Genomic DNA, 14,899 nt, shown 5'->3' with positions numbered 1-14,899 from the left:
ACGACTAAAAAAAGTTAGAACCAACGCTCTAGTGATGCTTTATCTAACTGACGAAACGCGCGATTCAAAATCACCGCTAACTCTTTATACCGTGGTTTTGCCTTTGCAGGCTCCAGTGCAAAACCCGTTTCAGTAATTTTTTGATGCAGCTCTCGATACCAAGATGCAAGCGCTGGTGGCAATTTAGTATTTGATCGACTACCTAACCACCACATACCTTGCAAAGGCATGCTAATTGCGAACAGTGCAACGACGATGGCTTGTGGCAATGCGTCATAGTTATTAAACGCCATCTGGGTAAGAACACTGATCGCAGCAACAGCAGGCATCACTTTAATACCAAAGCGAGTCGCTTTGATTATGCGTTGCTCTGGAAAAATGGCGTTCAGCTCTTTGCGAACCGGCCAGATCTCCATGTAACTTTGACCATCTTTCAGGCTATGGAACAATCCGACTTTATTACTCATACCACTCTCTCACTAAAAAATAGTTGAACATATCAACTGAAGGCGCAAAAAATTGATGAAAGTTAATATTCTTTCAAAAATTTTTTGTTATCATTGCCCATTATCGCTATCCTTTGCAGACCCTCAATCTCATTGTTGCCGTTATTTACAATTTAAGCAACTCCGAGATGACCTATCTGCACGGATCGCTGCATAGTGATGAATGGGTTCATCACTATTTCTTTATACGGATTTAGAACAATTTTTGACCAAGAGTGGTACGCAGCTTCGCTGGTATCGTCTATTCTTGTGATTAATTTTCATCCTTAACTGATTTTTTGTCAGACGAATAACAGGTAGTCATACATGTCTAAGCTAGTTTTAGTTTTAAACTGTGGTAGTTCTTCTCTTAAATTTGCTGTTGTTGATGCAGAAACTGGTGCTGAGCACCTAACCGGTCTTGCTGAGTGTCTTGGTCTTCCAGAAGCTCGTATGAAGTGGAAACTTGATGGCAAGCACGAAGCTCAACTAGGTGCAGGCGCAGCTCACGTAGAAGCACTATCTTTCATGGTAGAAACTATTCTTGCTTCTAAGCCAGAGCTTAAAGCTAACCTAGGCGCTATCGGTCACCGTATCGTACACGGTGGCGAGCAGTTCACTCAATCTGCACTTATTACTGATGAAGTACTAAAGGGTATTCAAGACGCTGCTACATTTGCACCTCTTCACAACCCAGCGCACCTAATCGGTATCGAAGCGGCTAAAGTAAACTTCCCTGGTCTACAAAACGTTGCTGTATTTGACACTGCGTTCCACCAAACTATGCCAGAAGAGTCTTACCTATACGCTCTTCCATACAACCTATACAAAGAGCACGGCATCCGTCGTTACGGTATGCACGGTACTTCACACCTATTCATCACTCGTGAAGTTGCTAACCTACTAGACAAGCCAGTTGAAGAAGTAAACATCATCAACTGTCACCTAGGTAACGGCGCTTCTGTATGTGCAATCAAGAACGGTAAATCTGTAGATACTTCTATGGGTCTAACTCCTCTTGAAGGTCTAGTAATGGGTACTCGTTGTGGTGACATCGACCCAGCTATCATCTTCCACCTACACGACGCTCTAGGTTACTCTGTTGAACAAATCAACAACATGCTAACTAAAGAGTCTGGTCTTGCTGGTCTAACTGAAGTGACTTCTGACTGTCGTTTCGTTGAAGACAACTACGGTGAGAAAGAAGAAGCGACTCGTGCAATGGACGTGTTCTGTCACCGTCTAGCTAAGTACGTAGCAGGTTACACAGCTTCTATGGAAGGTCGTCTAGACGCAATCACGTTCACTGGCGGTATCGGCGAGAACTCTGGCCCAATCCGTGAAATGGTTCTTAACCGTCTAGCTATCTTCGGTATCGAAGTAGACAGCGAAGCAAACCTTAAAGCGCGTTTCGGTGGTGAAGGTACTATCACTACTGCAAACAGCCGCATCCCAGCAATGGTTATCTCTACTAACGAAGAGCTAGTAATTGCTGAAGACACTGCTCGTCTAGCAGGTCTTTAATCGAATTAACTGGCTAGCCATCGGCTAGCCAGTTTTTCTTCCAAAGAATTTTTTAGGGGCTCAACTCCTATTCTCTAAATCTCACAGAATAAGAGTTGAGCTTTTATCCCCCAATAGCTAAAGGTACTCTACGAATGTCTCGTACTATTATGCTTATCCCTACAAGCGCTGGTGTTGGTCTAACTAGCGTAAGTATGGGTGTTCTTCGCGCTATGGAGCGCAAAGGCGTTAAGGTTTCATTCTACAAACCAATTTCACAGCCACGTTCTGGCGGTGATCAACCTGATCTAACTTCAACTATCGTTGGCTACAACAGCGATATGAAGATCGGTCAATCTATGGCGATGTCTGTTGCTGAAAGCCTAATTGGTAACGACAACATGGACGAACTGCTAGAAACTGTTGTTGAGCGTTACAACCAAATCAACAAAGATGCAGACGTAACACTTATCGAAGGTCTAGTACCAACTCGTAAGCACCCATTCGCTAACCAAGTGAACGCAGAAATCGCGGCGACGCTTGGCGCTGAAATTGTTCTTGTTGCTACTCCAGGCACAGATAACCCAGCTCAACTTAAAGAGCGTATCGAAGTTGCATGTTCTAACTTCGGTGGTACTAAGAACAAAAACATCTCTGGCGTAATCATCAACAAGCTAAACGCACCTGTTGACGAAGCTGGCCGCACTCGCCCTGACCTATCTGAAATCTTTGACGATGCAGACAGCGCGAAGCAAAACGAAATGAAAGTGATGGAAATCTTCAACACTTCTCCAATTCGTGTATTAGGTTGCGTGCCATGGAGCATCGATCTGATAGCTACTCGCGCAGTTGATATGGCTCAGCACCTAAATGCTGACATCATCAACGAAGGTGATATCGCGACTCGTCGCATTAAGAGCATCACTTTCTGTGCACGCTCTCTGCCAAACATGATTGAGCACTTCAAACCAGGTTCTCTACTTGTTACTTCAGCAGACCGTCCAGACGTAATCGTTGCAGCAGCACTTGCAGCAATGAATGGCGTTGAGATTGGTGCGGTTCTTCTAACTGGCGGCTACGATATCCCTCAAGAGATCGTTGGTCTATGTAAGCCAGCATTTGAGACGGGTCTACCGATCTTCAAAGCACAAGGTAACACTTGGCAGACTTCTCTGAACCTACAAAGCTTCAGCCTAGAAGTTCCAGCTGACGATAAAGAGCGCATCGAGTTCATCAATGAGCACGTTGCAGGTCACATCGATGGCAACTGGATTGAGTCAATGACGGAAGGTACTGAGAAATCTCGCCGTCTAAGCCCACCAGCATTCCGTTACCAGCTAACTGAGTTCGCTCGTAAAGCCGGTAAACGTATCGTTCTTCCTGAAGGTGATGAGCCACGTACAGTAAAAGCTGCGGCTATCTGTGCTGAGCGCGGTATTGCGGAATGTGTGCTTCTAGGTAACCCTGAAGAGATCCGTCGCGTTGCTGAGCAACAAGGCGTAACACTAGGTGCTGGCGTAACGATCATCGATTCAGACGCAGTTCGTGAAAACTACGTTGCTCGTCTTGTTGAGCTACGTGGCGCGAAAGGCATGACTGAAGTCGTTGCTCGTGAAAAACTACAAGACTCAGTATTCCTAGGCACAATGATGCTTGAGAACGACGAAGTTGACGGTCTAGTTTCTGGTGCGGTTCACACGACTGCGAACACTATCGTTCCTCCGTTCCAAATCATCAAGACTGCACCTGATGCATCTATCGTATCTTCAGTATTCTTCATGCTACTACCTGACCAAGTATTGGTTTACGGTGACTGTGCGATCAACCCAGATCCAACAGCGGAACAGCTTGCTGAAATCGCTATCCAATCTGCTGACTCTGCAGCGGCATTCGGTATCGACCCTCGCGTTGCTATGATCTCTTACTCTACTGGTGAATCTGGTAAGGGTGCAGACGTAGATAAAGTACGTGAAGCGACTAAGATTGCTCAAGAGAAACGTCCAGATCTAGTGATCGACGGTCCTCTACAGTACGACGCAGCGATCATGGAAAACGTAGCTGCTTCTAAAGCGCCTAACTCTCCAGTAGCAGGTAAAGCAACAGTATTCGTATTCCCAGACCTAAACACGGGTAACACGACTTACAAAGCGGTACAACGTTCAGCAGACCTAGTATCTATCGGTCCAATGCTGCAAGGTATGCGCAAGCCAGTTAACGACCTATCTCGCGGCGCACTGGTAGACGACATCGTGTACACAGTTGCTCTAACTGCGATTCAGGCTGATCAAGCTGACCAAGCTCGCGAAAAAGCAGTTAACTAATAACTTAGCTTCTTCCAAAAGTAAAACCTCGCCACGGCGAGGTTTTTTATTAGATTCAATAAATCAATAACTTAAAAGGCCTTTTAAAAAATCAGTAAATGACCAAAAACAAAGCGGCACCAAACAATACACACCCCGTCATGATTGGTGCAACTTTAGACCAAAGCGCTCTATCGCCAATCGCCACCACCATCCCCATCTTCACAATCGTATTAACTGAAGCGGCAAGCAAAATACCAAGGGCTGCGGTCGTCACGCTTAACGTCTGCGTACTTTGTCGTCCAAGTGCAAGAGAGATGGCGTCCACATCGGTAATCCCAGATAACGCTGACAATATCAATACACCTGCGCTGCCAAACCAATTGGACAACGCATGAGACAACAACATGATAACAGCCAATACCACACCGAAGAACAGAGCTGACTGTAATGCGAGTGGGTTCGTTTGCTTATTGGATTGTTGAACTGACTCAACCTCACTTTTACGCCATATCCACCAAGCAGGTAGATACAATGCAATCATCATGGCCATGACTATTGGCCACAGCAAACGAACGAGTTGAGGGTTCAAAACAGACAATACGATGAGTAATCGAGGAAACATGGTTCCGCAACTGAGTAAGATCCCACTTGCTAATAACGGGCTAATGCTTGGCTGCTCACGAGACAGATGAGAAAATTGAAGCGTTAATGCTGTAGAGGAGCTCAAACCAGCAAAGACAGAAGTAAATAAGATCCCTCGTTTCGTCCCACCTATCTTGATGGCGAAATAACCCACAAATGAAATACTGGCGATTAACACTACCATCCACCAAATCTCATAAGGGTTAAGCGCTCCCCATGGTCCATACGCTTGATTTGGCAAAAGAGGCAACAATACAATAGAGATCAATAACAAACGCAGTGCCGCATCAAGTTCGTATTCTTGAAGACGCTGTAGTGCTTGATGCAGCTCTTTTTTATTATCCAAAACCACAGCAGTAATAACGGCGGCAGCCGCAGCGAGCACCGCTTCACCAGATACCGCTAAGCTACCCAAAACAAACGTAACAATAAGACTGACTACGCCAGTAATACTGATATCTTCACTTTTCTTTTGCTGAGCAATAAAAGCAATACAAGCGAGAATCACCAACGCAATAAGTGCAAAACCAAGTAACAATGGTGAGTATATCGAGGCAAGAATACCGACTAAACCACCAAGCAAACCAACGAGTGAAAAAGTCCGAATCCCCGCAACACGACTGCCCTCAACACTGTTGCGCATTACCCAACCACGTTGCGTACCGACAATCGCCCCGAGCAGTAATGCTATAAACAAATTCCAGATCTGATGATCACCGCTGACAAACTCGTTGATATCCATACCCCACCTCGACAAAGATCGGTTGTTATATCATCAGTTTATGTGAATCTCAGGAATAAGCTGTGATGCTAAATAGATATTGAGAAAAAGAAAAACGCCATATTACATAACCGCAACTCGCGAAAACCGTAGTCTTTCAGCAATATAGACTTTCTTATCCCGAATTGAGGTTACATAGCATTTTTTAGAAAAGTTTGAATCTATATGATGTCTCGCCCATGAGGTGTATCCAAGTCTAAATACGGCCCTTTTGGCACGATTTGAGTTGGATTGATCCCGGTATGGCTAAAATAATAGTGTCGCTTAATGTGGTAAAAGTCCGTAGTCTCGGCAATCCCCTCAACTTGATATAACTCTTTAAGGTATCCCTGAATATTGGGATAATCGGCAATGCGTTGTTTATTACATTTAAAGTGACCAACATAAACCGCATCAAAGCGAACAAGCGTGGTAAACAAGCGCCAATCCGCTTCGGTAATGGTATTGCCTGCCAAGTATCTGTGAGCCGCTAAATGTGCATCAATCTTATCTAACGCAGAGAAAAGCGAATCAAAGGCTTCTTCATACGCTTCTTGCGTGGTAGCAAAACCGCATCGATAGACACCATTGTTAATATTTGGATAAATATAATCATTCCATTCATCAATGGCATCGCGCAAATGCTCTGGGTAATAATCATCGTTGTTACCCGTTAGATCATTAAACTCAGCATTAAACATACGAATGATCTCAGAAGACTCATTAGAGACAATGGTATTGGTCTTTTTATCCCACAGTACAGGAACGGTAACTCGGCCCGTGTAGTCTGGCTTCGCTTGTGTATAGATTTGATGCATTCGAGTATGGCCAAATAGGGGTTCTGGCAACCCCATTTGCCATCCCTCACTGAGCATATCAGGGCATACAACGGTGACGTCAATGTGTGTCTCTAAACCTTTTAATTGACGAAAAATCAGAGTGCGATGCGCCCAAGGACACGCGAGAGATACATAGAGATGATAACGGCCAGATTCTGGTTGAAACTTGGCATTTGACTTATTTTCAATCCAGTCACGAAAGCCCGCATCTTCGCGTACAAATTGACCTTTGCTTGCTTTGGTGTCGTACCAAACATCATGCCATACACCATCGACTAACTTTCCCATTATTCGCACTCCTAAATCATATTTTCCTTAAGAGTATAAAAAGAGAGAAAAGAGAATAAATAGGAAAGATTCGCTGAACTTGTTCGAAATATTGAAATGAGACAGATAAAAAAGAGAAAACAGAAGAGAGAAAATCTTGAGAAGACAAGGCTTCCACCTCATGACAGAAAGTGAAGTGGAAGCACAAATATTACTTGGCGTGATTCATATAACCATCAAGAACCGCGACGGTGTTGTAACCTAAGTCATCAACCGCATAACCACCTTCAAACACAAACAGCGTCGGTAAGCTTAATGCCCCTAGCTGACGACCGATCTCTGCGTAATTGTCTCGGTTGAGCTTAAAGTAACTGATTGGGTCATGCTCATAAGTATCCATCCCAAGTGAGATCACCAAAGCATCAGCACCGAACTGTTTAATTTTCTCTAATGCCGTTTGCAACGCAGGACCATAGAGCGTCCAATCTGTCTTACCTTGAGGAAGCGGGAGATTCAGGTTAAAGCCTTTGCCAGCTCCCTCACCTTCTTCATCCGCAAAGCCAATGTAATGCGGGTAATCGTAGTCAGGATCGCCATGAATGGATACAAACAGCACGTCATCACGCTCATAGAAAATGCTCTGCGTACCATTCCCATGGTGGTAATCAACATCCAGAATCGCCACTTTTTGCTTACCTTGACGACGCAATGATTCTGCCGCAATCGCCGCATTGTTGATATAACAGTAACCGCCCATCAAATCAGGTGCTGCGTGGTGGCCTGGCGGGCGACACAATGCAAATACCGATTGCTCACCTTGAGCAATAAGATCGGCGGCAGTTAACGCACAATCGACCGCTGATTGAATCGCTTCCCAGCTGGTTTTCGTGATTGCGGCGGTCATATCAAAGCTGTAGTAGCCGAGTTTACCCTCGATATCTTTCGGAATACGATGACGTAAATGACGTGGACTAACAAAACAGTACGGTGACGCATCGTGCTCACTACCAAACCGCTCTTCCCACTCCGACCATGCCGACTGCAAAAAAGCCACGTAATCAGGCGTATGAACCCAAGTCATTGGCTCTGAGCCATAATTGTTTGGCTCCATCACGCTAAAACCACCGTGCTGTTCAATGGCATTCAATACCATATCTGCACGTTCTGGCTTTTCAAAACAAGGGGTTGGTTCGCCAGAAAGAAATTCGTATTTAACGCGATGCAAACGCTGCTTTTCGCTATAGATAACTTTCATTACTTTTTCAGCTCCATCCAGTAACGCTCGTAAACACCCACAGCATCACCAACACTACCTAGAAATTGACCTTTTTTCTTCACATCTTCTGATGGGAAAATAATTTCACTATCGCGAATCTCTGCTGGCAAATGAGTGAGAGCCTGTAGGTTTGGCACGGCATAACCGATTTCTTTTACCACTTCAGCTTGGTTCTCTGGTCTTAGCAAAAAGTTAATGAAAGCGTAGGCGGCATCTTTATTCTGTGCTTTTTCTGGAATAACGATGTTGTCCATCCAGAAAATTGCCCCTTCTTGTGGGTAAACAAAACGAATTGCTGGGTTTTCTTGAAGCGCACGGTAAGCGGTGCCATTCCACTGCATACCAACATTCACTTCACCCGTGATAAGCGGTACGTGAGGTGCGTCTGAGTTAAAAACCATCACGTTTGGCTTAAGCTTTGTTAAACGTTCAAACGCTTGTTGCAGCTCTTTCGGATCTTGCGAGTTCACACTGTGACCACCTAAGATCAATGACATACCCATTACATCACGCACATCATCGGTGAGCAGAAGTTGACCGGCATATTCACTGTTCCACAAGTCTGCCCATCCGGTTAATTTGCTACCATCAACCACATCAGAGTTATAACCGATTGCTGTACTGCCCCACATGTAAGGCAGAGAGTATTGGTTTTGAGGATCAAAGCTTTGATTCATAATACTTGAGTCAAGCTGTGAAAAAGAGTCGATCTTAGACTTGTCGATGCGATGCAGTAATCCATCATTCGCCAATTTGGACACATAATACGTCGATGGCACGACAATATCGTAACCCTCACCATCAATAAGCTTTAGCTTAGCGTACATGGTTTCGTTACTTTCAAACGTCGCGTAATTAACTTTAATACCGGTTTCTTTGGTGAAATCTTCAATGATTGACTGAGGAAGATATTCAGACCAGTTGTAGATATTAAGTGTCGTGGAAGCCCAAACAGGAGAAGAAGAAAGAAGGCCAACTAGGGCCGAAGCAACAAGAGAATTTTTCATTTACGTTAACATACTATCATTTTGTCATGACACGAAATTGTGCCGCGCGGATTAAATAGCAGTAGATTCGGTATAGCAAGACTGCCTAGCCCTAATAGTTGATATTGCTCACAATTATCAATAGACCTTACCTATTATGTGGACATTTAATAATTTTAGTGCTTGCTAAAATGGTAGGTATAAAAAAAGCGCGACCCGAACAAAGGAGTCGCGCTTAAGCCCGTCACAGGCTGAATTTAATTACACTTCAACGTGTAGGCAAGACACGGCATGGATATCAGTGCCTTGGATACTTGGCTTTGTCTGGGAGCACACGTCCGTTGCTTGTGGACAGCGGGTGCGGAACACACAGCCTGATGGTGGATTGATTGGCGATGGCAAATCCCCTTCCAGCATTTGAATTTTTTTGTTACGTTCAAGCTCTGGGTCTGGGATTGGCACTGCCGACATCAATGCACGCGTATATGGGTGTTTGGGATCGGCAAATAGCGCCTCAGCTTCACCCAGTTCAACGGCATTGCCCAAGTACATAACCAGTACACGGTCAGAGATGTGCTTCACAACTGACAAGTCGTGGGCGATAAATACCAACGATAAACCAAGTTCTTTTTGAAGCTCTTTCAGCAAGTTAACCACCTGAGCCTGGATAGATACGTCCAATGCGGATACAGGCTCATCACAGATGATCATCTTAGGTTTCAGTATTAACGCACGAGCAATACCGATACGCTGACACTGACCGCCAGAAAACTCGTGCGGGTAACGGTTGATAACATTCGGCAACAGGCCTATTTTTGTCATCATCTCTTTCACGCGATCTTTGACTTCTTGCTTCGTCAGTTCTGGATAAAACGTCTCTAGTGGCTCAGCGATGATGTCGCCAACTGTCATACGCGGGTTCAAAGACGCCAAAGGATCTTGGAAAATCATTTGGATTTCTTTGCGCGTTTCACGGCGTTGGACGTCTTTCATCTTCGTCAGATCTTGTCCCAACCAAACCACTTCACCTTCAGTTGCTTCCACAAGGCCAATGATGGCGCGAGCAAACGTCGATTTACCACAACCAGACTCACCAACTACCCCAAGAGTCTCACCTTCATATAGGCGAACGTTTACACCGTCTACCGCTTTTAGGCTTGAAGGTTTTGACCAAGGCCACGCAGATTTTGATGCAATGCTGAAGTGAACTTTCAGATCAGATACATCCAGAATTAGCTTTTTATCTGTACTCATTTACTCCAAGCCTCCCATTCAGAAAAACATGCACGCTGACGACCATCACCAAATGGCGTCAAGATTGGTGCTTCACGCTTACAACGATCCATCACACGGTGGCAGCGATCTTGGTAAGGACAGCCAGGTGGTAGACGAAGCAAGTTAGGCGGGTTGCCTGGAATTGTTGGCAGGATCTCGCCTTCTGTATCCAAACGAGGAATAGCCTTCAATAGCCCCTCCGCATAAGGATGGCTTGGGTTGTAGAAGATTTCGTTTACTGTGCCGTACTCCATGGTACGACCCGCGTACATTACAAGCACTTTGTCACAAGAACCCGCTACGACACCAAGGTCGTGCGTGATCATGATGATTGCGGTATTAAACTCAGATTTCAGTTCGTTAAGCAGATCCATGATCTGCGCTTGAACCGTTACATCCAACGCCGTTGTCGGTTCATCCGCAATAAGCAGTTTTGGACGACATAATAATGCCATTGCGATCATTACGCGTTGGCGCATACCGCCTGAAAACTCGTGTGGGTACATGGTAATACGTTTACGGGCTTCTGGAATTTTCACCGCTTCAAGCATACGCACTGATTCTTCAAACGCTTCGGCTTTACCCATACCTTTGTGCAGCATCAGGACTTCCATTAGCTGATCGCTCACTTTCATATATGGGTTCAGTGAGGTCATTGGGTCTTGGAAGATCATTGCGATCTGTTCTGCTCGAACCTTATTCAACGCTTTTTCTGGCAGATTTAGGATCTCATTACCTTCGAACTTCGCGCTGCCAGAAATGATTCCGTTTTTCGCTAGCAAACCCATGATAGCGAATACGGTTTGTGATTTACCTGAACCCGACTCACCTACAATACCTAAGGTTTCACCTTGGTTTAGGGAGAAGTTCAAATCGTTGACTGCGGTCACGATACCATCTTGGGTAGTAAACTCGACACGCAGATCTTTGACATCTAATAAACTCATCATTGCTTCCTTTATTCTTTCTAATTTTAATTATCTGTCTTTTGGATCCAACGCATCGCGCAGGCCATCACCGACGTAGTTGAAACAGAATAGAGTCACCACCATGAAAGCCGCTGGGAACGCCAGCTGCCAGATTGCGACTTCCATTGTTTGCGACCCCTCTTGTAGAAGTGCGCCCCAACTTGTCATCGGTTCTTGAACACCAAGACCAAGGAATGAAAGGAATGATTCAGTCAGAATCATGCTTGGGATAAGTAGTGTTGAGTAAACCGCTACAATACCCAGTACGTTTGGCACGATATGGCGAGTGATAATCTTCCAATTGCTCACACCACAAACGTGTGCCGCTTCAATGAACTCTTTGCTACGAAGGCTTAGCGTCTGGCCACGTACGATACGAGCCATATCTAGCCATGCAATCGCACCGATAGCAACGAAGATAAGAACGATGTTACGCCCAAAGAATGTCACTAGTACGATAACTAGGAACATGAACGGAACCGCGTACAGGATTTCAAGAATACGCATCATGATACGGTCAACTTTACCGCCAATGAAGCCTGAAGCTGCACCGTAAAGTGTACCAATCACAACCGCAACCAATGCACCTAGCACACCCACCATCAGTGAGATACGCCCACCAATGAGAGTACGTACGTAAAGATCGCGACCTAAACTGTCCGTACCAAACCAGTGCTCTGCACTTGGACCAACATGCATCGCATACCAATCTGTGTCATCAAACGCATAAGGTGCCATCATCGGCAGGAAGATAACCGCAAGGGTCATCAGTGCAAGAATGAACAAGCTCACCATCGCTGCTTTGTTGCGCATAAAGCGAATACGGGCGTCTTGCCATAAACTGCGGCCTTCAACTTCCAGATTCTCTGCAAATTTTTCGACCGCTTGAAGATTCTCTTTTTTCGTTAACATAACCATACTTCCCTGTTAGTAGCGAATTTTCGGGTCAATCATTGCTAGCAAAATATCAACGATAGCGTTGAACAGAATAAATAGGAAACCGATCAAAATGGTCACTCCCATCACTAGCGAGTAGTCACGGTTAAACGCGGCATTGACGAACAGTTTACCGATGCCAGGTAGGCCAAAGATGGTCTCAACAACCACCGAACCAGTAATAATGCCGACAAACGCAGGCCCCATGTATGACACAACAGGTAGTAACGCCGGTTTTAGAGCGTGTTTAATGATGATGTAACGGTAACTCAACCCTTTCGCACGAGCAGTGCGAATAAAGTTACTATTCAGTGTCTCAATCATTGAACCACGGGTGATACGAGCAAACGTGGCGACATAAAGCAGTGACATGGCAATCACTGGCAACACCAAATATTGCCACGAGCCATCATGCCACCCGCCCGCTGGGAATAAATTCCAATGCAAAGAGAACACATAAATCAATGCAGGCGCTAGCACAAAAGATGGCATTACCACTCCGGCCATCGCAGTAGACATGATGGTGTAATCCAGCCACGAATTTTGCTTGAGTGCGGCGATTGTGCCGATCGTTACGCCGAGAATAACGGTGAAAATAAAGGCAATAAAACCGACTTTTGCAGAAACAGGCAATGCGACCGCGATCAACTCATTAACGGTGTAATCTAAGTATTTGAACGATGGTCCAAAGTCACCTTGAATAACATTAGTCAGGTAGGTGGTATATTGCTCAAATACTGGCTTATCTAAACCGTATTTGGCTTCAATGTTCGCCATAACTTCTGGCGGTAAAGGACGCTCGCTCGAGAATGGGTTACCCGGTGCGAAACGCATGAGAAAGAAAGACACGGTGATCAAAACCAACATGGTCGGGATCGCCTCAAATATCCTTTTTGCGATGAATTTAAGCATAAACTCACTCTTTCAGTCTGTGACAGTTAAAAAATTTGATAGTAGGCACTGCACGTCCAAAATAGGTACGTGCAGGCCTTATTCTTATAGTCTTGAAGCTAAGTTATTACTGAGCTTTGATGTAAAGATCTTTTGAGTAGATCTTTTCTTCCGCGTTGTTTGCAGGGAAACCACCAACGTGCGGATTAAGCAGACGTGAACGAACATACTGATAGATAGGCGCGATTGGCATATCTTTCGCCATCAGTTTTTCAGCTTCTAGGTAAATTGCCGTACGCTCTTCTTCTGAAGTCGATTGGATCGCCTTTTCAATCAGAGCATCGTAATCTTTGTTGCCCCAGTGCTGACCACCTGTTGTGTTCGAACTCACCATAAGGGTTAGGAAAGAAGATGCTTCGTTGTAGTCACCACACCAACCTGCGCGCGCGACTTCGAAATCACCTTGGTCTTTAGTAGATAGGTATGTTTTCCACTCTTGGTTTTCGAGCGTAACGTCTAAACCAAGTGTTTTCTTCCACATAGAGCCTAGCGCTACTGCTAGTTTCTTGTGGTTTTCATCCGTGTTGTATAGAAGAGAGAATTTAAGAGGATTGCTCTTACCGTAACCCGCTTCCTCAAGTAAACGTGCAGCTTCAGCGTTACGCTCTTTTTGCGTCATCTTGCCGTAAACCGGTAGTTCAGGGTCAAAGTGCGCTGTAATTTCAGGCGTGAGGAAGTAAGCAGGCTTCTGGCCTTGGCCAAGAATCGCATTTGCAACGATGTCACGGTCAATCGCGTAAGAAATCGCTTTACGAACACGAGGGTCGTTAAATGGTTCTTTTTTAGTGTTGAATGAGTAGTAGTACGTACATAGGCTACCCTCAACCGATACCGACTCTGGGTGTTCTTTCTTCAAACGTTTGAAGTGCTCAGTTGGCAGCTTGGACGTAAAGTCGATTTCACCAGACAAGAAGCGGTTCATCTCAGCAACACCGTTCTCGATTGGAAGGTAAGTCACTTTATTGAGAACGGTCTTATCGTTTTCCCAATACTGAGCGTTACGAACCAGTTCAAGACGCTCATTCACAACCCATTTGTTAACAACATAAGCACCATTACCAACAAAGTTTTCCGGTTTAGTCCATTGGTCACCAAACTTTTCAACGGTTGCTTGGTGAACTGGTTTCATTGTCGTATGGCCCGCCATCATGACAAAGTATGGAACAGCGGTGTCTAGCTCAACCACAAGTGTGTGATCGTCAGTCGCCTTAACACCAAGTTCACTCTTATCTTTCTTCCCTGAAACGATGTCTTTCGCGTTTTTCATCTTGGTGTATTCCATGTACCAAGAATATGGCGAAGCCGTTGCAGGATCGACAGCACGTTGCCAGCTGTACACGAAATCTTGCGCGGTTACAGGATCGCCGTTAGACCATTTTGCATCTTTACGCAGGTGGAATGTAAACGTTTTGTTGTCTTGTGTTTCCCAACGTTCAGCAACACCTGGAATCGTGTCACCATCAGCATTTTGGTTCACTAGGCCTTCAAGAAGATCACGAATCACATGCGACTCTGGAACACCTTGAGATTTGTGCGGGTCAATCGTCGCAACCTCAGTACCGTTACCACGAACAAGTTCTTGTTTATCAGCAAGTTTAGTACCTGCTGGAACATCAGCAGCAAAAGCAATAGTAGAAGTAGCAGACACTGCCAGACCAGCACCTAGAAGAAGGGCTTTGGTGATTTTGTTCTTATACATGCGTAAAAC

The 14,899-nt window shown here is 45.1% G+C and carries 12 protein-coding genes; 2 read left to right on the top strand and 10 right to left on the bottom strand.

What is annotated here, in order from left to right:
* Positions 1-14: 14 nt before the first annotated feature.
* A complete protein-coding gene (yfbV, locus tag VA249_RS04690) occupies positions 15-467 on the bottom strand; it encodes a terminus macrodomain insulation protein YfbV (RefSeq protein ID WP_211919708.1) in 453 nt (150 codons plus the stop codon).
* 345 nt (positions 468-812) lie between these two features.
* On the opposite strand from yfbV, the gene VA249_RS04685 reads away from it, so the two are divergent.
* Together VA249_RS04685 and pta are read left to right on the top strand one after the other, a co-directional pair.
* Positions 813-2,009 carry an acetate kinase gene (locus tag VA249_RS04685; RefSeq protein WP_221069123.1) on the top strand — a complete coding sequence of 399 codons (1,197 nt, stop codon included), beginning with the start codon at positions 813-815 and terminating at the stop codon, positions 2,007-2,009.
* Between the two features lie 134 nt (positions 2,010-2,143).
* On the top strand, positions 2,144-4,309 hold the full coding sequence (pta, locus tag VA249_RS04680) for a phosphate acetyltransferase (RefSeq protein WP_128811239.1): 2,166 nt from the start codon (positions 2,144-2,146) through the stop codon (positions 4,307-4,309).
* A gap of 91 nt (positions 4,310-4,400) precedes the next feature.
* On the opposite strand, the gene VA249_RS04675 is transcribed toward pta, so the two are convergent.
* The 9 genes from VA249_RS04675 to VA249_RS04635 all read right to left on the bottom strand — a co-directional run bounded on the left by VA249_RS04675 (position 4,401) and on the right by VA249_RS04635 (position 14,890).
* Positions 4,401-5,675: an MgtC/SapB family protein gene (locus VA249_RS04675; protein ID WP_221069122.1), complete on the bottom strand. Its 1,275-nt coding sequence runs from the start codon at positions 5,673-5,675 to the stop codon at positions 4,401-4,403.
* 200 nt (positions 5,676-5,875) lie between these two features.
* Entirely contained in the window at positions 5,876-6,820 is a 945-nt protein-coding gene (locus VA249_RS04670; RefSeq protein ID WP_221069121.1) for a glutathione S-transferase family protein, read from the bottom strand.
* Between the two features lie 190 nt (positions 6,821-7,010).
* Positions 7,011-8,054, bottom strand: a complete 1,044-nt coding sequence (locus tag VA249_RS04665) for a histone deacetylase family protein (protein WP_221069120.1) — start codon at positions 8,052-8,054, stop codon at positions 7,011-7,013.
* A complete protein-coding gene (locus VA249_RS04660; protein WP_221069119.1) occupies positions 8,054-9,082 on the bottom strand; it encodes an ABC transporter substrate-binding protein in 1,029 nt (342 codons plus the stop codon). Before VA249_RS04660 ends, VA249_RS04665 begins: the two co-directional genes overlap by 1 nt.
* 240 nt (positions 9,083-9,322) lie before the next feature.
* Entirely contained in the window at positions 9,323-10,315 is a 993-nt protein-coding gene (gene oppF, locus VA249_RS04655) for a murein tripeptide/oligopeptide ABC transporter ATP binding protein OppF (RefSeq protein WP_221069118.1), read from the bottom strand.
* Positions 10,312-11,283 carry an ABC transporter ATP-binding protein gene (gene oppD, locus VA249_RS04650; RefSeq protein ID WP_009707275.1) on the bottom strand — a complete coding sequence of 324 codons (972 nt, stop codon included), beginning with the start codon at positions 11,281-11,283 and terminating at the stop codon, positions 10,312-10,314. The genes oppF and oppD overlap by 4 nt, the downstream gene beginning before the upstream one ends.
* A 30-nt stretch (positions 11,284-11,313) precedes the next feature.
* Positions 11,314-12,216 carry an oligopeptide ABC transporter permease OppC gene (gene oppC, locus VA249_RS04645; protein ID WP_221069117.1) on the bottom strand — a complete coding sequence of 301 codons (903 nt, stop codon included), beginning with the start codon at positions 12,214-12,216 and terminating at the stop codon, positions 11,314-11,316.
* Positions 12,217-12,231: 15 nt separating this feature from the next.
* A complete protein-coding gene (gene oppB / locus VA249_RS04640; protein ID WP_211919717.1) occupies positions 12,232-13,152 on the bottom strand; it encodes an oligopeptide ABC transporter permease OppB in 921 nt (306 codons plus the stop codon).
* A gap of 106 nt (positions 13,153-13,258) precedes the next feature.
* On the bottom strand, positions 13,259-14,890 hold the full coding sequence (locus VA249_RS04635; protein ID WP_221069116.1) for an ABC transporter substrate-binding protein: 1,632 nt from the start codon (positions 14,888-14,890) through the stop codon (positions 13,259-13,261).
* Between the last annotated feature and the right edge of the window lie 9 nt (positions 14,891-14,899).

Source organism: Vibrio alfacsensis, from assembly GCF_019670485.1.
GTDB lineage: Bacteria > Pseudomonadota > Gammaproteobacteria > Enterobacterales > Vibrionaceae > Vibrio > Vibrio alfacsensis.
Note: the sequence above shows the minus strand (reverse complement) of the source record. Positions and strands in the feature narration are given on the sequence as shown.

Excerpts from the sequence above, each read along its gene's own strand:
- yfbV (WP_211919708.1), bottom strand. The coding sequence starts at position 467 with ATGAGTAATAAAGTCGGATTGTTCCATAGCCTGAAAGATGGTCAAAGT.
- VA249_RS04685 (WP_221069123.1), top strand. The coding sequence starts at position 813 with ATGTCTAAGCTAGTTTTAGTTTTAAACTGTGGTAGTTCTTCTCTTAAA.
- pta (WP_128811239.1), top strand. The coding sequence starts at position 2,144 with ATGTCTCGTACTATTATGCTTATCCCTACAAGCGCTGGTGTTGGTCTA.
- VA249_RS04675 (WP_221069122.1), bottom strand. The coding sequence starts at position 5,675 with ATGGATATCAACGAGTTTGTCAGCGGTGATCATCAGATCTGGAATTTG.
- VA249_RS04670 (WP_221069121.1), bottom strand. The coding sequence starts at position 6,820 with ATGGGAAAGTTAGTCGATGGTGTATGGCATGATGTTTGGTACGACACC.
- VA249_RS04665 (WP_221069120.1), bottom strand. The coding sequence starts at position 8,054 with ATGAAAGTTATCTATAGCGAAAAGCAGCGTTTGCATCGCGTTAAATAC.
- VA249_RS04660 (WP_221069119.1), bottom strand. The coding sequence starts at position 9,082 with ATGAAAAATTCTCTTGTTGCTTCGGCCCTAGTTGGCCTTCTTTCTTCT.
- oppF (WP_221069118.1), bottom strand. The coding sequence starts at position 10,315 with ATGAGTACAGATAAAAAGCTAATTCTGGATGTATCTGATCTGAAAGTT.
- oppD (WP_009707275.1), bottom strand. The coding sequence starts at position 11,283 with ATGAGTTTATTAGATGTCAAAGATCTGCGTGTCGAGTTTACTACCCAA.
- oppC (WP_221069117.1), bottom strand. The coding sequence starts at position 12,216 with ATGTTAACGAAAAAAGAGAATCTTCAAGCGGTCGAAAAATTTGCAGAG.
- oppB (WP_211919717.1), bottom strand. The coding sequence starts at position 13,152 with ATGCTTAAATTCATCGCAAAAAGGATATTTGAGGCGATCCCGACCATG.
- VA249_RS04635 (WP_221069116.1), bottom strand. The coding sequence starts at position 14,890 with ATGTATAAGAACAAAATCACCAAAGCCCTTCTTCTAGGTGCTGGTCTG.